General features: G+C 58.9%; 18 protein-coding genes. 9 read left to right on the top strand and 9 right to left on the bottom strand.

Annotated features, from left to right (window positions below):
- The first annotated feature begins 13 nt into the window (after positions 1–13).
- The 3 genes from BMS17_RS09540 to BMS17_RS09530 are packed head-to-tail and all read left to right on the top strand — an operon-like array spanning position 14 to position 3078.
- Positions 14–1195 (top strand): amino acid ABC transporter permease, encoded by a 1182-nt coding sequence (locus BMS17_RS09540; protein WP_046028971.1) that lies wholly within the window; start codon positions 14–16, stop codon positions 1193–1195.
- Positions 1196–1205: 10 nt separating this feature from the next.
- Entirely contained in the window at positions 1206–2303 is a 1098-nt protein-coding gene (locus BMS17_RS09535; RefSeq protein WP_046028973.1) for an amino acid ABC transporter permease, read from the top strand.
- Positions 2304–2313: 10 nt separating this feature from the next.
- Positions 2314–3078 carry an amino acid ABC transporter ATP-binding protein gene (locus tag BMS17_RS09530; RefSeq protein ID WP_007944823.1) on the top strand — a complete coding sequence of 255 codons (765 nt, stop codon included), beginning with the start codon at positions 2314–2316 and terminating at the stop codon, positions 3076–3078.
- A gap of 65 nt (positions 3079–3143) precedes the next feature.
- On the opposite strand, the gene BMS17_RS09525 is transcribed toward BMS17_RS09530, so the two are convergent.
- Together BMS17_RS09525 and BMS17_RS09520 are read right to left on the bottom strand one after the other, a co-directional pair.
- Positions 3144–3632 (bottom strand): type II toxin-antitoxin system MqsA family antitoxin, encoded by a 489-nt coding sequence (locus tag BMS17_RS09525; RefSeq protein WP_077430829.1) that lies wholly within the window; start codon positions 3630–3632, stop codon positions 3144–3146.
- A complete protein-coding gene (locus tag BMS17_RS09520; RefSeq protein WP_046028977.1) occupies positions 3629–3940 on the bottom strand; it encodes a type II toxin-antitoxin system MqsR family toxin in 312 nt (103 codons plus the stop codon). Before BMS17_RS09520 ends, BMS17_RS09525 begins: the two co-directional genes overlap by 4 nt.
- 167 nt (positions 3941–4107) lie before the next feature.
- On the opposite strand from BMS17_RS09520, the gene BMS17_RS09515 reads away from it, so the two are divergent.
- From BMS17_RS09515 to BMS17_RS09495, 5 genes are all read left to right on the top strand, one after another.
- Positions 4108–4767: a FadR/GntR family transcriptional regulator gene (locus tag BMS17_RS09515; protein ID WP_046028979.1), complete on the top strand. Its 660-nt coding sequence runs from the start codon at positions 4108–4110 to the stop codon at positions 4765–4767.
- Positions 4757–6067 carry an MFS transporter gene (locus BMS17_RS09510; RefSeq protein WP_077430828.1) on the top strand — a complete coding sequence of 437 codons (1311 nt, stop codon included), beginning with the start codon at positions 4757–4759 and terminating at the stop codon, positions 6065–6067. Before BMS17_RS09515 ends, BMS17_RS09510 begins: the two co-directional genes overlap by 11 nt.
- Positions 6068–6180: 113 nt before the next feature.
- A complete protein-coding gene (locus BMS17_RS09505; RefSeq protein ID WP_077430827.1) occupies positions 6181–6651 on the top strand; it encodes a nuclear transport factor 2 family protein in 471 nt (156 codons plus the stop codon).
- 39 nt (positions 6652–6690) lie between these two features.
- Entirely contained in the window at positions 6691–7011 is a 321-nt protein-coding gene (locus BMS17_RS09500; RefSeq protein ID WP_077430826.1) for a GIY-YIG nuclease family protein, read from the top strand.
- An 88-nt stretch (positions 7012–7099) separates the two neighbouring features.
- Entirely contained in the window at positions 7100–8035 is a 936-nt protein-coding gene (locus tag BMS17_RS09495; RefSeq protein ID WP_077430825.1) for a glutathione S-transferase family protein, read from the top strand.
- 119 nt (positions 8036–8154) lie between these two features.
- Here BMS17_RS09495 and BMS17_RS09490 read toward each other — a convergent pair whose 3' ends face one another.
- On the bottom strand, positions 8155–8505 hold the full coding sequence (locus BMS17_RS09490; RefSeq protein WP_046028989.1) for a glutaredoxin family protein: 351 nt from the start codon (positions 8503–8505) through the stop codon (positions 8155–8157).
- Positions 8505–9509: a nucleoid-associated protein YejK gene (gene yejK / locus BMS17_RS09485; protein ID WP_007944833.1), complete on the bottom strand. Its 1005-nt coding sequence runs from the start codon at positions 9507–9509 to the stop codon at positions 8505–8507. The genes BMS17_RS09490 and yejK overlap by 1 nt, the downstream gene beginning before the upstream one ends.
- Before the next feature lie 394 nt (positions 9510–9903).
- Here yejK and BMS17_RS09480 point away from each other — a divergent pair, with 394 nt between their 5' ends.
- Positions 9904–10185 (top strand): HU family DNA-binding protein, encoded by a 282-nt coding sequence (locus BMS17_RS09480; protein WP_007905514.1) that lies wholly within the window; start codon positions 9904–9906, stop codon positions 10183–10185.
- A gap of 206 nt (positions 10186–10391) precedes the next feature.
- Here the strand turns inward: BMS17_RS09480 and rlmF are convergent, their stop codons facing one another.
- The 5 genes from rlmF to BMS17_RS09455 form a co-directional block, all read right to left on the bottom strand.
- Entirely contained in the window at positions 10392–11414 is a 1023-nt protein-coding gene (gene rlmF, locus BMS17_RS09475) for a 23S rRNA (adenine(1618)-N(6))-methyltransferase RlmF (RefSeq protein WP_046028990.1), read from the bottom strand.
- A gap of 245 nt (positions 11415–11659) precedes the next feature.
- Positions 11660–14506, bottom strand: coding sequence for a valine--tRNA ligase (locus tag BMS17_RS09470; RefSeq protein ID WP_077430824.1), 2847 nt, complete (start codon positions 14504–14506; stop codon positions 11660–11662).
- Positions 14507–14728: 222 nt separating this feature from the next.
- Entirely contained in the window at positions 14729–15118 is a 390-nt protein-coding gene (locus tag BMS17_RS09465; protein WP_046028992.1) for a hypothetical protein, read from the bottom strand.
- A gap of 8 nt (positions 15119–15126) precedes the next feature.
- Entirely contained in the window at positions 15127–15555 is a 429-nt protein-coding gene (locus BMS17_RS09460) for a DNA polymerase III subunit chi (protein WP_046028993.1), read from the bottom strand.
- A gap of 60 nt (positions 15556–15615) precedes the next feature.
- Positions 15616–17106 (bottom strand): leucyl aminopeptidase, encoded by a 1491-nt coding sequence (locus BMS17_RS09455; protein WP_046028994.1) that lies wholly within the window; start codon positions 17104–17106, stop codon positions 15616–15618.
- Positions 17107–17194 lie beyond the last annotated feature (88 nt).

Genomic DNA, 17194 nt, shown 5'->3' with positions numbered 1-17194 from the left:
TCCGGGGCACTTCATGCAAAATTCAATCGGCGCACCAAAGCAGAGGCTTAGCCTCAGCGATCCCAAAGTGCGTGCGTGGCTATTTCAGATCATCACCATCGTGGCGGTGGTCTCGATGGGCTGGTATCTGTTTGATAACACCCAGACCAATCTTCAGCACCGGGGCATTACCTCCGGTTTCAGCTTTTTGGAGCGCAGTGCCGGTTTCGGCATCGCTCAACACCTGATCGACTACACCGAATCGGACACCTATGCCCGAGTGTTTGTCATCGGCTTGCTCAACACGCTGCTGGTGACCTTCATCGGCGTGATCCTGGCGACGATCCTCGGGTTCATCGTCGGCGTGTCACGGCTGTCGAAGAACTGGATCATCAGCAAGGTAGCGACGGTGTATGTGGAAGTCTTCCGCAATATTCCGCCACTGCTGCAAATCCTGTTCTGGTACTTCGCGGTGTTCCTGACCATGCCGGGGCCGCGTAACAGTCATAATTTCGGCGACACCTTCTACGTCAGCAGCCGTGGCCTGAATATGCCGGCCGCCCAGATGTCGGACGGGTTCTGGCCGTTTGTGGCGAGCGTTGTGGTGGCCATCGTCGCCATCGTGCTGATGAGCCGCTGGGCGACCAAGCGCTTCGAAGAGACCGGCGTTCCGTTCCACAAGTTCTGGGTTGGCCTGGCGATGTTCCTGGTGATCCCGGCGCTGTGCGCATTGATCTTCGGTGCACCGCTGCACTGGGAAATGCCGAAGCTGCAAGGCTTCAACTTCGTCGGTGGCTGGGTACTGATCCCGGAATTGCTGGCGTTGACCCTGGCCCTGACGGTGTACACCGCGGCGTTCATCGCCGAAATCGTGCGTTCGGGCATCAAGTCGGTCAGCCACGGCCAGACCGAAGCGGCGCATTCGCTTGGCCTGCGCAACGGTCCGACGCTGCGCAAGGTGATCATCCCGCAAGCCTTGCGCGTGATCATTCCACCGCTCACCAGCCAATACCTGAACCTGGCGAAAAACTCCTCGCTGGCGGCCGGTATCGGTTATCCGGAAATGGTTTCGTTGTTTGCCGGTACGGTGCTGAACCAGACCGGGCAGGCGATCGAGGTGGTTGCCATCACCATGAGCGTGTACCTGGCGATCAGTATCAGCATCTCCCTGCTGATGAACTGGTACAACAAGCGCATTGCGCTGATCGAGCGGTAAGGAAAAGCGCATGAGTACTCATACTTTCAAACCTGACATGCCTCCACCGAGCAGCAGCATCGGTGTGGTCGCATGGATGCGCGCGAACATGTTTTCCAGCTGGCTCAACACCTTGCTGACCTTGTTCGCGTTTTACCTGATTTACCTGGTCGTCCCACCGATCCTGAACTGGGCCATCCTCGACGCCAACTGGGTGGGCACGACCCGCGCCGACTGCACCAAGGAAGGCGCCTGCTGGGTGTTTATCCAACAGCGTTTTGGTCAGTTCATGTACGGCTACTACCCACCGGAACTGCGCTGGCGCGTGGACCTGACCGTGTGGCTGGCCGTCATCGGCATTGCACCGTTGTTCATCTCGCGCTTTCACCGTAAAGCGGTATACGCGCTGAGCTTCCTGGTGCTGTACCCGATCATTGCCTACTTCCTGTTGCATGGCGGCATCTTCGGCTTGACCAACGTGGCAACCAGCCAGTGGGGCGGGCTGATGCTGACCCTGGTGATCGCCACCGTGGGGATTGCCGGTGCGTTGCCGCTGGGGATTGTCCTGGCGTTGGGCCGTCGGTCGAACATGCCGGCGATTCGCGTGGTCTGCGTGACCTTCATCGAATTCTGGCGCGGCGTGCCGTTGATCACGGTGCTGTTCATGTCGTCGGTGATGCTGCCGTTGTTCCTGCCTGAAGGCATGAGCTTCGACAAACTGTTGCGGGCGCTGATCGGCGTGATCCTGTTCCAGTCGGCCTATGTGGCCGAAGTGGTGCGCGGTGGTCTGCAAGCGATTCCAAAAGGTCAGTACGAAGCGGCTGCCGCGATGGGCCTCGGTTACTGGCGCAGCATGGGCCTGGTGATCCTGCCGCAAGCCCTGAAGCTGGTCATTCCCGGCATCGTCAACACCTTCATTGCGCTGTTCAAGGACACCAGCCTGGTGATCATCATCGGCCTGTTCGACCTGCTAAACAGCGTCAAACAAGCCGCCGCCGACCCGAAATGGCTGGGCATGGCTACTGAAGGTTATGTGTTCGCGGCCCTGGTGTTCTGGATTTTCTGTTTTGGTATGTCGCGCTATTCCATGCATCTGGAACGCAAGCTCGACACTGGCCACAAGCGTTAGGAGTTCTGTAATGAGCGAAGCAATCAAAAAGCCTGTGAGCCCTGAAGGCATTATTCAGATGCAGGGCGTGAACAAGTGGTATGGCCAGTTTCACGTGTTGAAAGACATCAACCTGAACGTGAAACAGGGCGAGCGTATTGTGTTGTGCGGCCCGTCGGGTTCGGGCAAATCCACCACCATCCGTTGCCTCAACCGTCTGGAAGAACACCAGCAGGGGCGCATCGTGGTCGATGGCGTGGAACTGACCAACGACCTCAAGCAGATCGAGTCGGTGCGCCGTGAAGTCGGCATGGTGTTCCAGCACTTCAATCTGTTTCCGCACCTGACCATCCTGCAGAACTGCACCTTGGCGCCGATGTGGGTACGCAAAATGCCCAAGCGCCAGGCCGAGGAAATCGCCATGCATTACCTGGAGCGCGTACGCATTCCGGAGCAGGCGCATAAATTCCCGGGGCAACTGTCCGGTGGTCAGCAACAGCGTGTGGCGATTGCCCGCGCGCTGTGCATGAAACCGAAAATCATGCTGTTCGATGAACCCACTTCCGCGCTCGACCCCGAGATGGTGAAAGAGGTGCTGGACACCATGATCGGCCTGGCTGAAGACGGCATGACCATGCTCTGCGTAACCCACGAAATGGGCTTCGCCCGTACCGTGGCCAATCGCGTGATCTTCATGGACAAGGGTGAAATCGTCGAACAGGCCGCGCCGAACGACTTCTTCGATAACCCGCAGAATGAGCGGACCAAGATGTTCCTGAGCCAGATCCTGCATTGATCGAAGCCAGGCAGTGAAATAAACCCGGACAGTGTTCCGGGTTTATTTTTGGCTGGGGTTTGAGGTCAGGACGCCAATACTGTTTCCTGTTCCGGGAATCGAGCAGCGAGCAATCGCCTCAAGTCAGTGCCTTCGTTCATCGCTTGTATTTCAGCAAGTAAATGCGGATGACGATCCAACAGACGCATTAGCGTGAATAACGCTTGAGGTGGGGGAAGTTCGCCGCGTTCGTAACGTGAGAACGCATTGTGGCCAGCACCGGAAAGCTGCTTCACCGCTTCCTTCTGCGTGAGATGTAATTTTCGGCGGATGCGTTTCATCTCCGCGCCCATGGTCTGAAAGCAATCTTCGAGCAATTTATCGCCAGCGTCGGAATAGCGCTCGGCGCTGTCAGTTTCATTATCGAAAATGATTTCACCGCATACCTTGCACTCCCAGCCGGCGATATCGTGCACCCAGCGTGATACGTTCTTGTAGTCGACACTGAGGCTGCGACCTTCGAAATGTTGCATGGCATGTCGAGTGCCACAACTCATGCATTGCCGCGTGTTCATAAGTTCCGCTCCTTGAAAGAGATCACCGGGGGCCCACCGTTGGGGCAGTAGGTCACTTTGATGTAGAGCTCCATTTCACGAAATGTAGTGTGGTAAACATCCTGCCACCTTCGGTGATCGGAGTAGCACGTCATTGACTTGTAGAGCATTCGGCGTTCCAGCGAGCAAATGATTGATTCCATATCTCGCAGGTGCAATCCCAATTGCGTGCCAGATCTCAATGCGACTTGAGTAAACGCTTTGGCTCCTTGCCTTCTTACCTCGTCCTTGATGACTGACAAGGCGTAGTGGGGTGTGTTCTTTTCCATAAGAAGCTGTGAACCCTATCCCTGAAATTACCCTTAAAGGGTAATTTTGACCAATCGAAAATCCCGCTCCATTTCCTTCTCTCTGACCGTAGGCGGTTGCCGTCCTACAGGTAGCTGACTAACATGTCAGAAAATTCATCCTATGATTGGATGAAAGGGCGAATTCCATGTCAGACATTTCTCCATTGACCAAGCGATCCTTGGTCGACCAAGCGCTGGACCAGTTACGCCTTCGCATCACGCAAGGCGTCTGGGTCGTCGGCCAACGTCTACCCACCGAACCGGAACTGGCGACCGAGCTGGGCATCAGCCGCAATACCGTGCGTGAAGCCATGCGCGTGTTGGCATTTTCAGGCTTGATCGAAATCCGCCAGGGCGACGGCAGTTACCTGCGGGCCGTGATCGATCCGTTGGACACGATGAAAGCCTTGTCCCGCTGCTCCCATGAGCAGGCCCGCGAAACGCGGCACATCCTCGAAGTTGAAGCCATCGGTCTCGCTGCGTTACGCAGAACGGATGAAGACCTGGTGGCGTTGCGCGAGGCACTCGGCGTCAGCGGCCGTCATTACCACGGCGATCTCGACAGTTACATCGCCTGCGACCTGGTCTTCCACCGCCGTCTGGTGGATGCCGCGCACAACCCGACGCTCAGCGAGCTGTATCGCTATTTCTCCAGCGTCATCGGCGCGCAATTGCGCCAGACCCTGAATATCACCCCGCGACGCCAGGAAGTATTCGACCTGCATATCGAGCTGCTGGATGCCGTCGAACAACGTGACCCGGAGCGGGCCAAAGCCTTGTCGAGGCAGTTGATCAATGAACCTTGAAACCGGGAAGCCCATGTCCAGCAGCGAAAACAACCTCGCCCAATCCAAGCGCACGACGGAGCTCGAAGAGCTGCTGATCGACGCCGAAGCGGATGACGAACAAGTCCAGCAAAGTCACCCGATACTGCGCCGGCCATGGCTGTTGTTACTGGGGCTGATCCTGGTGGCGTTGAACTTGCGTCCGGCGTTGTCGAGCATGGCGCCGATGCTCAGCGAGGTCTCGAAGACCCTCGGTTTGTCGGCTGCCCAGGCCGGCCTGCTGACGACTTTACCGGTGCTGTGCCTCGGCTTGTTCGCGCCGTTGGCGCCGGTGCTGGCGCGACGGTTTGGTGCCGAGCGGGTGGTGTTGGGCATTCTGCTGATGCTGGCGGGCGGGATCATTTTGCGCAGCTCATTTGGCCAGACAGGCTTGTTCGCCGGCAGTGTGCTGGCTGGTGCGAGCATTGGTGTGATCGGTGTTTTGTTGCCCGGTATCGTCAAGCGAGATTTCCCGAAACAGGCCGGCACCATGACCGGTGTCTACACCATGGCTTTGTGTCTGGGGGCGGCGATGGCCGCAGGTGCGACCGTGCCACTGAGCGAGCATTTCGACAAAAGCTGGGCCTTGGGTCTTGGCTTCTGGGTGTTGCCAGCATTGATCGCGGCGATCTTTTGGTTGCCGCAAGTGGGCGGCCAGAAACACGGTGCACACAATGTCGCTTACCGGGTTCGCGGGCTACTGCGTGATCCGTTGGCGTGGCAAGTGACCTTGTACATGGGGCTGCAATCCTCCCTGGCCTACATCGTGTTTGGCTGGTTGCCGTCGATCCTGATCGGCCGTGGCCTGACGCCGACACAAGCCGGTCTGGTGCTGTCAGGTTCGGTGATTGTTCAGTTGGTCAGTTCACTGGCGGCGCCTTGGCTGGCGACACGCGGCAAGGATCAGCGCCTGGCGATTGTGGTGGTGATGCTGATGACCCTCGGCGGCCTGTTCGGCTGTCTGTATGCGCCGATTGAAGGCCTGTGGGGCTGGGCGATTCTGCTCGGTCTGGGGCAGGGTGCCACGTTCAGCCTGGCGTTGACCCTCATTGTGCTGCGCTCGCGGGACTCGCATGTCGCGGCCAACCTGTCGAGCATGGCCCAGGGGTTCGGCTACACCCTGGCATCAATGGGACCGTTCGCGGTGGGTATCGTGCATGACTGGACCGGCGGCTGGACGGCGCTGGGCTGGATCTTTGGCGTGATTGGTCTCGGTGCAATTGTTGCCGGGCTCGGTGCAGGACGTTCGCTGTACGTTCGAGTCGAAAGCGAAAAAGTCTGACGCCTGCGCACTGTCGGTATTCGGCCCGCGAATGCCGATAGTGTTTCGCTCCGTTGCAGACTATCGTGCAGGCAATCTTTCAAGGCCATTTTGCAAGCACAGGGAGTCTGCCCATGAGTGATGCCCACAACGAATTGATCACCCGGTTCTATCAAGCTTTCCAGCGTCTGGATGCCGAGGCCATGAGCGCCTGCTATACCGACGACGTGGTGTTCAGTGATCCGGCGTTCGGTGAACTGCGCGGCCGCGACGCCGGCGACATGTGGCGCATGCTCACCACCCGGGCGAAGGATTTCTCCCTGACGTTCGATAACGTGCGGACCGACGAGCGCACCGGCGGTGCGCATTGGGTCGCGACGTATCTGTTCAGCCAGACTGGCAACACCGTGGTCAACGACATTCAGGCCCGCTTCATATTTCGCGATGGCAAGATTTGCGAACATCACGACAGCTTCGACCTGTGGACCTGGTCCCGCCAGGCGCTGGGTTTCAAAGGGCTGATTCTGGGCTGGACACCTCTGGTCAGAAACGCCGTGCGAGCTCAAGCCCTGAAGGGGCTGAAGGTATTCCAGGCCAGTCGCTGATAAGATCGCGGCTTGTTTCCTACAAGCCTTGATCGTCACGTGAACACCCAGAGCGAATCTTCCGACATTGCCGCCGAGCCGGCGCTGCCCGTCAGCAAACCCTGGTTCGTCTACCTCGTTCGTGCGGCCAATGGCTCGCTCTACTGCGGGATCAGCGACGATCCCGTGCGTCGCTTCGCCACTCACCAGAGCGGCAAGGGCGCGCGGTTTTTCCTGTCCAGCCCTGCCGTGGCCTTGGTCTACACCGAAGTCTGTCGCGATAAAAGCGAAGCGCTACGACAGGAACGGCTGATCAAAAAACTCAAGAAAAGTGCCAAGGAATGTCTGGTGGCGAGCGCTGCTGCGGGCTTATCAACCTGACTGATAGGTTCCCATCAGGCAGATCTGTAGGCCGCGTGCGGATTGCGCGCTAAGCTGCGGATTCCTAATCCGTGCGGCGGAGCCGAGCATGTCCGAGTTGATTCTTCACCATTACCCGACGTCCCCCTTTGCCGAAAAGGCCCGTCTGTTATTGGGCTTCAAGGGGCTGTCCTGGCGCTCGGTGAACATCTCGCCGGTGATGCCAAAACCCGATCTGACGGCGTTGACTGGCGGTTACCGCAAGACGCCGGTATTGCAGGTCGGGGCGGATATTTACTGCGACACGTCGCTGATCGCCCGTCGACTGGAACAGGAAAAAGCCTTGCCGGCGTTCTTCCCGGAAGGTCAGGAAATGATTGCCGCGACCCTCGCTGCATGGGCCGATTCGGTGGTGTTCCAGCATGCGGTCAGCCTGGTGTTTCAGCCGGAATCGATCGCCGTCAGATTTGGCAGGTTGTCGCCGGAAGCAATCAAGGCGTTTCTCGCTGACCGCGCTGGATTGTTCAGTGGCGGTAGTGCGACCCGATTGTCCGCCGAGCAGGCGCGGCACCAGTGGCCCACGATCATGTCGCGGCTGGAGCTGCAATTGCAGCGCGAGCAGGGTGACTTCCTGTTCGGCGAACCGTCGATTGCCGACTTCGCCCTGGCGCATTGCCTCTGGTTCCTCAAAGCCACCCCGGTCACTGCACCGCTGGTGGATGCTTACCCGGCGGTTGCCGCGTGGCACGCGCGAGTATTGGGTTTCGGGCACGGTGCCTTCAGCGAGATGACCTCCGAAGAGGCGCTGGAGATCGCGCGCAATAGCACGCCAGCGGCACTGCCGGATGAGCAGTTCGATGAGCCCAATGGATTTGAGGCGGGCCAGCAGGTGGTCATTGCCGCAACCGATTATGGCGTTGATCCGGTGGCCGGGGAATTAGTGTTCGCGGGCAGCGAGGAATTGATTCTGCGTCGTGAAGACGAGCGTGGCGGCGTGGTGCATGTGCACTTTCCACGGTTCGGATTCCGCATCGAGAAACACTGACCTGCCCCTGTGGGAGCGTGGCTTGCCCGCGATGAACGATTACGCGGTGTGACTGTTAGACCGAGTCGCGGCCATCGCGGGCAAGCCAGGCTCCTACAGGAATTGTGTGAGGCGAAGAGTTACTTCAATGCGGCGAGGATCGCATCCGGGTCATACCCGCGAATCAACGTACCATTAACGTCGATGATCGGAATTCCGCCACCCCCCAAGGCTTCATAAGCCTTGCGCGCCTCGGCATCTTTCTCGATGTCGAATTCCTTGTACGGAATACCTTTCTGGTCGAGAAAACGCCGGGTCAGCTTGCAGTAGCCGCACCAGTCGGTCGCGTAGAGCACGACGTTGGCCTTGGCCTGCGTCTGCTCTGACACGACTTGTGAGGGGTTGAACACCCGCTCGATCTTGCCCCAGTTCTGGTAGACCACGACCACCAACACGATCAGCAGGAATTTCTTCAGGATGCTGTTCAGCATCAGTTGCGTCGCTTGAGCTGGTCGGTCAGTTGGGTGGGCAGGCCTTTGATGATCAGCGTGCCGGCTTCTTCGTCGTACTCGATCTTCGAACCCAGCAGGTGTGCTTCGAAGCTGATCGACAAGCCTTCGGCGCGGCCAGTGAAGCGGCGGAACTGGTTCAGGGTGCGTTTGTCCGCCGGGATTTCCGGGGACAGGCCGTAGTCCTTGTTACGGATGTGATCGTAGAAGGCTTTCGGGCGCTCTTCGTCGATCAGCTCCGAGAGTTCTTCCAGGCCCATGGGCTCACCGAGTTTGGCCTGGCTGCTGGCGTAATCGACCAGGGTCTTGGTCTTCTCGCGGGCAGACTCCTCCGGCAAATCTTCACTTTCCACGAAGTCGCTGAAGGCTTTGAGCAAAGTGCGGGTTTCACCAGGGCCGTCGACACCTTCCTGGCAACCGATGAAGTCGCGGAAATACTCCGAAACCTTTTTCCCGTTCTTGCCTTTGATGAACGAAATGTACTGCTTGGATTGCTTGTTGTTCTGCCACTCGGACACGTTGATCCGCGCCGCGAGGTGCAATTGGCCCAAATCCAGATGGCGGGACGGGGTGACATCCAGCTGATCGGTCACTGCAACGCCTTCACTGTGGTGCAGGAGCGCGATGGCCAGGTAATCGGTCATGCCTTGTTGGTAATGGGCAAACAGCACGTGGCCGCCCACCGAGAGGTTCGACTCTTCCATCAGCTTTTGCAGGTGCTCTACTGCCACCCGGCTGAACGCCGTGAAGTCCTTGCCGCCCTCGAAGTATTCCTTCAGCCAGCCGCTGAACGGGTGCGCGCCGGATTCGGCATGGAAAAACCCCCACGCCTTGCCTTGTTTGGCGTTGTAGCTCTCATTGAGGTCGGCAAGCATGTTCTCGATCGCGCTCGACTCGGCGAGTTCAGAGTCGCGGGCGTGAAGAACTGCGGGTGTGCCGTCGGGTTTTTTGTCGATCAGGTGGACGATGCAATGACGGATCGGCATGGGCTTCTCGGCTGAATGAAGAGAGGAGGGCGTGCTCCCCGAAAAAGTGCCAAGTGTACCGCAACCACTGGTTTTGGCGCGGCATGAAGGGCAAATCCCGGGCGACCGACGGTGCTTATGCGTTTTTTTCCCGATTTAGAGCAATAAAGCTGACCAAATGGGTAGCTAGAGGCGGATATTTCCCCGTCTCTGTGCTAGTTTTGCCCCGTCTTACGCGAAGTCACTGCGTTAAGCGTGCATTCAGCATTTGTCAGGTCGAACCAAACCCTGATTTCGGTATCTATAACCCCGATCCAGTGGTTATTGGCCGAGGGTGCCAGATCCAGAAGATCGGGCTCGATGGCTGACACTGCACTCTGCAATCCATATGAATTTGATAGGGAAGGAACACTACATGGCTCTTACTAAAGACCAACTGATCGCCGACATCGCTGAAGCCATCGACGCGCCAAAAACCACCGCGCGTAACGCTCTGGACCAACTGGGCCAAATCGTTGCTGATCAGCTGGAAAACGGCGGCGAAATCACTCTGCCAGGTATCGGCAAACTGAAAGTGACTGAGCGTCCTGCCCGTACTGGCCGTAACCCTTCGACTGGCGCTGCCATCGAAATCGCTGCCAAGAAAGTTATCAAGCTGGTTGTGGCCAAAGGCCTGACCGACGCTGTTAACAAGTAAGACTTGTTAAAAAAAACCGTGCTCCGGAGCAATCCGGGCACGGTTTTTTTGTGTCTGCGATTCAGCGATTGTCCTGCAGCACCGCTAAACCAATGTAGGAGCGGGCTTGCTCGCGAAAGCGGTGGGTCAGTCACCATTGAAGTCGACTGACCCACCGCCTTCGCGAGCAAGCCCGCTCCCACATTTGATTTGCGGCGGTCAGGTAATCAGCTTTTTTTAACCCAGCGCTCGCGCCACACTTGCTGTTCGGATTTTGTCTGGAAGGTCCAGGCAACGAAGCGGCTTTGCTTTTGTCCTTGGGACATTTCCACCACCTGGCTTTCCAGGACGCCGGCCTTTTTCAAGGCGGTCTGGATCGCTGGCAGATTTGAAGCCTTCGACACCAGGGTGCTGAACCACAGCACTTTGTGTTGGAAATGGGCGCTCTCGGCGATCAATTGCGTGACAAACCGCGCCTCGCCCCCTTCGCACCACAGCTCAGCCGATTGTCCGCCGAAGTTCAGCACCGGCAATTTACGTTTCGGGTCGGCACGGCCCAAGGCGCGCCACTTACGCTCGCTGCCCTTGGTCGCTTCGTCCATCGAGGCGTGGAACGGCGGGTTGCACATGGTCAGGTCAAAACGTTCGCCCGGCTCCAGCAGGCCCAGCAGAATGTGCTTGGGGTTGGTTTGCTGGCGCAGCTGGATGGCTTTGTTCAGCCCGTTGGACTGCACGATGGCTTTGGCAGCGGCCACGGCCGTCGGATCGATTTCCGAGCCGAGGAAGTGCCAGCGGTAGTCGCTGTAGCCGATCAACGGATAAACGCAGTTGGCGCCCATGCCGATATCGAGCACTTTGACTGGCGCGCCGCGAGGGATTTCACCGTCATTGACGCTGGCCAACAGGTCGGCGAGGAAGTGCACGTAGTCGGCACGCCCCGGAACCGGTGGGCACAGGTAATCAGCCGGGATGTCCCAATGCGCGATGCCATAGAACGACTTGAGCAACGCCCGGTTGAACACACGCACCGCATCGGGGCTGGCGAAGTCGATGCTTTCCTTGCCGTACGGGTTGATGATCACGTACTTCGCCAGTTCCGGCGTGGTTTTGATCAGGGCCGGGAAGTCGTAACGACCCTGATGGCGGTTGCGCGGGTGAAGGCTGGCTTTTTCGCGCGGTTCCACGGCTTTGGCCGGGGTCGCGGTGTCAGGCTTTTTACGCGCAGGTCTAGGTGTGCGGGGGGCGTTCATGGGCGAGGTCGATTCGGGTATGGCTAAAAGTGGGGGGTATTGTCCCACATTCCTCGCATTGAAAAGCTTTCCTGTGGGAGCTGGCTTGCCTGCGATGGCGGTGTGTCAGGGTATAAAGTGGTTTTCTGATACTCCGCCATCGCGGGCAAGCCCGCTCCCACAGGGATTTTTGGTGGATTAGGGAAAGGGGCGGGCACAAAAAAGGGAGGCCGTTGCGGGCCTCCCTTTTTCATTGCGATTTGCCGTTACAGGCTGGCAATCCGCGCATGCTGCTCGGCCAACTTGCTCAAAGCCTGTTCGGCTTCAGCCAGTTTGGCGCGCTCCTTGTCGATCACTTCGGCCGGGGCCTTGTCGACGAAGCCAGCGTTGGACAGCTTGCCGCCGACGCGTTGCACTTCACCTTGCAAACGCTGGATTTCCTTGTCCAGACGCGCCAGTTCCGCACCTTTGTCGATGAGGCCGGCCATTGGTACCAGCACTTCCATCTCGCCAACCAGTGCCGTGGCGGACAGCGGTGCTTCTTCGCCGGCAGCCAGAACAGTGATCGATTCGAGACGCGCCAGTTTCTTCAGCAGGGCATCGTTCTCGGTGAGGCGACGCTGGTCTTCGGCGCTGACATTCTTCAGGAACAATGGCAGCGGCTTGCCTGGACCAATGTTCATTTCGCCACGGATGTTGCGTGTGCCGAGCATCAAGCCCTTGAGCCATTCGATGTCGTCTTCGGCGGCCTGATCAATGCGCGCTTCGTTAGCCACTGGCCAAGGTTGCAGCATGATCGTCTTGCCTTCGATACCGGCCAGCGGCGCCAGGCGCTGCCAGATTTCTTCGGTGATGAATGGCATGAACGGGTGCGCCAGGCGCAACGCAACTTCCAGTACGCGAACCAGGGTGCGACGGGTGCCACGCTGGCGTTCGACCGGTGCGTTCTCGTCCCACAACACAGGCTTGGAGAGTTCCAGGTACCAGTCGCAATACTGGTTCCAGATGAACTCGTACAAGGCTTGTGCCGCCAGGTCGAAGCGGAACTGGTCGAGTTGACGGGTCACTTCGGCTTCGGTGCGTTGCAACTGCGAAATGATCCAGCGATCCGCCAGGGACAGCTCAAAGGCTTCGCCGTTCTGGCCGCAGTCTTCGCCCTTGTCCAGAACATAGCGCGCGGCGTTCCAGATCTTGTTGCAGAAGTTGCGATAGCCTTCAACGCGGCCCATGTCGAACTTGATGTCACGACCGGTGGACGCCAGCGAGCAGAAGGTGAAACGCAGGGCGTCGGTGCCATAGCTGGCGATGCCGTCGGCGAACTCCTCGCGGGTCTGCTTCTCGATCTTCTTCGCCAGTTTCGGCTGCATCATGCCGGAGGTGCGTTTCTGCACCAGCTCTTCCAGCTCGATGCCGTCGATGATGTCCAGTGGGTCCAGGACGTTGCCCTTGGACTTGGACATTTTCTGGCCTTGGCCATCACGCACTAGGCCGTGAACATAGACGGTCTTGAACGGAACCTGTGGTGTGCCGTCTTCGTTTTTCACCAAGTGCATGGTGAGCATGATCATCCGGGCAACCCAGAAGAAAATGATGTCGAAGCCCGTCACCAGCACGTCGGTGGAGTGGAATTTCTTCAGGAATTCTGTCTGCTCAGGCCAGCCGAGTGTGGAGAACGTCCACAGCCCCGAGCTGAACCAGGTGTCGAGAACGTCGTTGTCCTGTTGCAGAGCAACGTCCGGACCGAGGTTGTTCTTGGCGCGAACTTCGGCTTCGTCGCGACCGACGTAGACCTTGCCCGACTCGTCGTACCAGGCCGGAATCCGGTGGCCCCACCACAGCTGACGGCTGATGCACCAATCCTGGATGTCACGCATCCACGAGAAGTACATGTTTTCGTACTGTTTTGGCACGAAGGCGATGCGGCCGTCTTCAACGGCGGTGATGGCCGGCTCGGCCAATGGCTTGGTCGACACGTACCACTGGTCGGTCAGCCACGGCTCGATGATGGTGCCGGAACGGTCGCCTTTCGGCACTTTCAGGGCGTGATCGTTGACGCTGACCAGCAGGCCTGCAGCGTCGAATGCAGCAACGATTTGCTTGCGCGCTTCGAAACGGTCGAGGCCGGCGTACTCGGCCGGGATCTTGCCGTCGATGCTGTCGTTCAGCGTGCCGTCGAGGTTGAACACCTGGCAGGCCGGCAGTACGGCCGCGTTCTTGTCGAAGATGTTCAGCAGCGGCAGGTTGTGGCGTTTGCCGACTTCGTAGTCGTTGAAATCGTGGGCCGGGGTGATTTTCACGCAGCCGGTGCCGAATTCAGGGTCGCAGTAATCGTCGGCGATGATCGGAATGCGGCGGCCAACCAGAGGCAGCTCGACAAATTTGCCGATCAGGGCTTTGTAGCGTTCGTCGTTCGGGTTAACGGCCACGGCGGCGTCGCCGAGCATGGTTTCCGGGCGAGTGGTCGCGACGATCAGATAGTCATTGCCTTCCGCGGTTTTTACGCCGTCGGCCAGCGGGTATTTGAGGTTCCACAGGAAACCTTTCTCGTCGTGGTTTTCCACTTCAAGGTCGGAAATCGCCGTGTGCAGCTTGGTGTCCCAGTTGACCAGACGCTTGCCGCGGTAGATCAAACCGTCTTCGTGCAGGCGTACGAAGGCTTCTTTTACGGCTTCCGAGAGGCCGTCGTCCATGGTGAAGCGCTCACGGCTCCAATCCACGGACGAGCCGAGGCGGCGGATCTGACGGCTGATGTTGCCGCCGGACTGATCTTTCCACTCCCAGACTTTCTCTAGGAACTTCTCGCGGCCCAGATCGTGACGATTCTGGCCTTGAGCTTCGAGTTGGCGTTCCACCAGCATTTGGGTGGCGATACCGGCGTGGTCGGTGCCCGGCTGCCACAGGGTGTTGCGACCCTGCATGCGGCGGAAACGGATCAGGGCGTCCATGATCGCGTTGTTGAAGCCGTGACCCATGTGCAGGCTGCCGGTGACGTTCGGCGGCGGGATCATGATGGTGTAGGACTCGCCCGCGCCTTGCGGGGCGAAGTAATTCTCTGACTCCCAGGTGTTGTACCAGGAAGCTTCAATGGCGTGCGGCTGGTAGGTCTTATCCATGCGCGGCGGGACCCTATTGGCATTTATTCAGGAAAAGCCGGCAAGTATAGCGGGGCAAGGGGCAGAGGGCGAGTTGATCGCGGGATGAACCTGACCACCAGCAGCACCATAGATCCAATGTGGGAGCGGGCTTGCTCGCGAATACGGTCTTCCAGTCTGCAACGATGCTGAATGTGAAACCGCTTTCGCGAGCAAGCCCGCTCCCACATTGGAATGGTGGTGTTATTCGTACTGGCTCAGCAACCGTTCCATCCGCGCATCCAGCCGGCGTTTGATTTCGGTTTCGATGTGCGGGGCGAAGTCGTCGATCACGTCCTGCATGATCAACAGCGCGGCAGCGCGCAATTCGCTGTCCAGATGCAGCAGGGCGTCGGGACCTTTGCTCGGGGGCGGTGATGGTTGCGCGGCTGCGGCTGGCGGTGAAGGGGGTTCGACGGGCTGTGGCGCGTTGTCGACAGATTCGAACAACATGGGAATCTGCTCCTGGTCACCGTCAACGACCGTGTCGGTCAGCAGCGGTGGTTGCAGGTTGTCATCGCCGAGCAGTTGGCGGATCGACTCGAGGTCGTCCAGCAGGTGCGCGGACTGTTGTTGCGGTTTCGGAGTGTCCATCGGAATGCTCAGAGTCGCTGTAAACGGTGGTCTTGCAGAGGATAGCCCTGTTCGCGGTAGAAACGGAAACTCTCCCGCGCAGCCGCACGAATCGTCGGCTCTTCCACCACCACTTCCGCCACGCGGGCGAATTTGTTGGCGAATGCCGGCACTTTCAGATCGAGATTGACCAGTAGATCCTGGTGCTGACCGCAGTCATCGCCAAGCCCCAGCACAATCAAACTCTGCGGTTCGCTTTCGGCAGGACCATGAGGCACGAAGCTTTCGCCCTTGAATGCCCACAAACGTGCATCGAGCTCCTCGCGCTGGGCGGCATCGCTGCAGTGCAAGTAAATGCGGTGGCCCATGCGCCAGGCTTTTTCGGTGAGCTTGCAGGCGAAATCCAGCCGAGCCGAAGGATCGGCGCTGGGCAGGATATAGAAGTCGACTTTGGTCATTGCGGTTCCTGAGCCTTGACCGGCGTCACCCTAAAGTGACGCCGTTCAGGGTCATCGGTTTCAGGCTTTGGCGCGGTCCAGCAGGTATTGGGTCAGCAATGGAACCGGACGGCCAGTGGCGCCCTTGTCCTTGCCGCCGCTGGTCCATGCGGTGCCGGCGATATCCAGGTGTGCCCAGTTCAGGTTCTTGGTGAAGCGCGACAGGAAGCAGGCAGCGGTGATGGTCCCGGCTTTCGGGCCGCCAATGTTGGCGATGTCGGCGAACGGGCTGTCCAGTTGCTCCTGGTATTCATCGAACAGCGGCAGTTGCCAGGCGCGGTCGTCGGCAGCCTTGCCGGCGCTGAGCAATTGGCCGATCAGTTCGTCGTTGTTGCCCAGCAGGCCCGAGGTGTGGGCGCCCAGGGCAACGACGCAAGCGCCGGTCAGGGTGGCGATATCGATCACCGCTTGTGGCTTGAAACGCTCGGAGTAGGTCAGCGCGTCGCACAGCACCAGACGGCCTTCGGCGTCGGTGTTGAGGATTTCCACGGTTTGGCCGCTCATGGTGGTGACGATGTCGCCCGGGCGCGAAGCGTTGCCGCTCGGCATGTTCTCGGCGCAGGCCAGAATGCACACCAGGTTGATCGGCAGTTTCAGCTCAAGCACGGCGCGCAGGGTACCGAATACGCTGGCGGCGCCGCCCATGTCGTACTTCATTTCATCCATGCCCAAGCCAGGCTTGAGGCTGATGCCGCCCGTGTCAAAGGTGATGCCTTTGCCGACCAGCGCGTATGGCTTCTCGGATTTCTTGCCGCCGTTGTATTGCATGACGATCAGGCGCGGTGGCTGGGCGCTGCCCTGGCCGACGGCGTAGAACGAACCCATGCCCAGTTCCTTGATCTTCTTTTCATCAAGGACTTCGACTTTCAGGGTCTTGAATTCTTTACCGAGGTTCTTGGCCTGTTCGCCGAGGAACGTCGGGTGGCAGATGTTTGGCGGCAGGTTGCCCAGGTTACGGGTGAAGGCCATGCCGTTGGCGATGGCAGTGGCGTGGGCCACGGCGCGCTCGACTTCAGCCTGTGCAGCCTTGATGGTCAGCAAGGTGACTTTCTTCAGGGCGCGGGGTTCGGCTTTCTGGCTCTTGAACTGGTCGAAGCTGTATTCGCCGTCCACCAGGGTTTCCGCCAGCAAGCGGGTCTTGCCGTAGCTGTCGCGGCCTTTGACCACGACTTCATCCAGGGCCAGTACCGCATCGCTGCCGCCCAGGCCTTTGAGGGTGTTGAGTACGCCGGCAATGATTTTGCGGAACGGGCGGTCGCCCAGTTCTTCGTCCTTGCCCACGCCTACCAACAGAACGCGCTCGGCCTTCAGGTTCGGCAGGCTGTGCAGCAACAGGCTCTGGCCGACTTTGCCGGCGAGGTCGCCACGCTTGAGTACAGCGCTGATCGCACCGCCGCTCAATTCGTCCAGTTGTTTGGCCACGACACCGAGTTTGCGGCCTTCGCCGACGGCGACGACCAGAGTGGCGGTCTTCAACGTTTCTGGGCTAACGCTTTTTACAACCAGTTCCATGTCCGGGTCCCTGAATAATGGTCAACGTGCGTGGGCAAAACGGCGACGCACAGACGCTTGCTTATATAGATGGAAGACGCAGGTCACG

Origin of the sequence: Pseudomonas sp. C9 (assembly GCF_002000165.1) — a bacterium.
Lineage (GTDB): Bacteria > Pseudomonadota > Gammaproteobacteria > Pseudomonadales > Pseudomonadaceae > Aquipseudomonas.
The sequence above is the reverse complement of the archived record's forward strand: the minus strand, read 5'-3'. Positions and strand labels throughout refer to the sequence as shown.

Bases quoted from the DNA above. Each gene is read 5' to 3' on its own strand.
- BMS17_RS09540 (WP_046028971.1), top strand. From the start codon at position 14: ATGCAAAATTCAATCGGCGCACCAAAGCAGAGGCTTAGCCTCAGCGAT.
- BMS17_RS09535 (WP_046028973.1), top strand. From the start codon at position 1,206: ATGAGTACTCATACTTTCAAACCTGACATGCCTCCACCGAGCAGCAGC.
- BMS17_RS09530 (WP_007944823.1), top strand. From the start codon at position 2,314: ATGAGCGAAGCAATCAAAAAGCCTGTGAGCCCTGAAGGCATTATTCAG.
- BMS17_RS09525 (WP_077430829.1), bottom strand. From the start codon at position 3,632: ATGAACACGCGGCAATGCATGAGTTGTGGCACTCGACATGCCATGCAA.
- BMS17_RS09520 (WP_046028977.1), bottom strand. From the start codon at position 3,940: ATGGAAAAGAACACACCCCACTACGCCTTGTCAGTCATCAAGGACGAG.
- BMS17_RS09515 (WP_046028979.1), top strand. From the start codon at position 4,108: ATGTCAGACATTTCTCCATTGACCAAGCGATCCTTGGTCGACCAAGCG.
- BMS17_RS09510 (WP_077430828.1), top strand. From the start codon at position 4,757: ATGAACCTTGAAACCGGGAAGCCCATGTCCAGCAGCGAAAACAACCTC.
- BMS17_RS09505 (WP_077430827.1), top strand. From the start codon at position 6,181: ATGAGTGATGCCCACAACGAATTGATCACCCGGTTCTATCAAGCTTTC.
- BMS17_RS09495 (WP_077430825.1), top strand. From the start codon at position 7,100: ATGTCCGAGTTGATTCTTCACCATTACCCGACGTCCCCCTTTGCCGAA.
- BMS17_RS09490 (WP_046028989.1), bottom strand. From the start codon at position 8,505: ATGCTGAACAGCATCCTGAAGAAATTCCTGCTGATCGTGTTGGTGGTC.
- yejK (WP_007944833.1), bottom strand. From the start codon at position 9,509: ATGCCGATCCGTCATTGCATCGTCCACCTGATCGACAAAAAACCCGAC.
- BMS17_RS09480 (WP_007905514.1), top strand. From the start codon at position 9,904: ATGGCTCTTACTAAAGACCAACTGATCGCCGACATCGCTGAAGCCATC.
- rlmF (WP_046028990.1), bottom strand. From the start codon at position 11,414: ATGAACGCCCCCCGCACACCTAGACCTGCGCGTAAAAAGCCTGACACC.
- BMS17_RS09470 (WP_077430824.1), bottom strand. From the start codon at position 14,506: ATGGATAAGACCTACCAGCCGCACGCCATTGAAGCTTCCTGGTACAAC.
- BMS17_RS09465 (WP_046028992.1), bottom strand. From the start codon at position 15,118: ATGGACACTCCGAAACCGCAACAACAGTCCGCGCACCTGCTGGACGAC.
- BMS17_RS09460 (WP_046028993.1), bottom strand. From the start codon at position 15,555: ATGACCAAAGTCGACTTCTATATCCTGCCCAGCGCCGATCCTTCGGCT.
- BMS17_RS09455 (WP_046028994.1), bottom strand. From the start codon at position 17,106: ATGGAACTGGTTGTAAAAAGCGTTAGCCCAGAAACGTTGAAGACCGCC.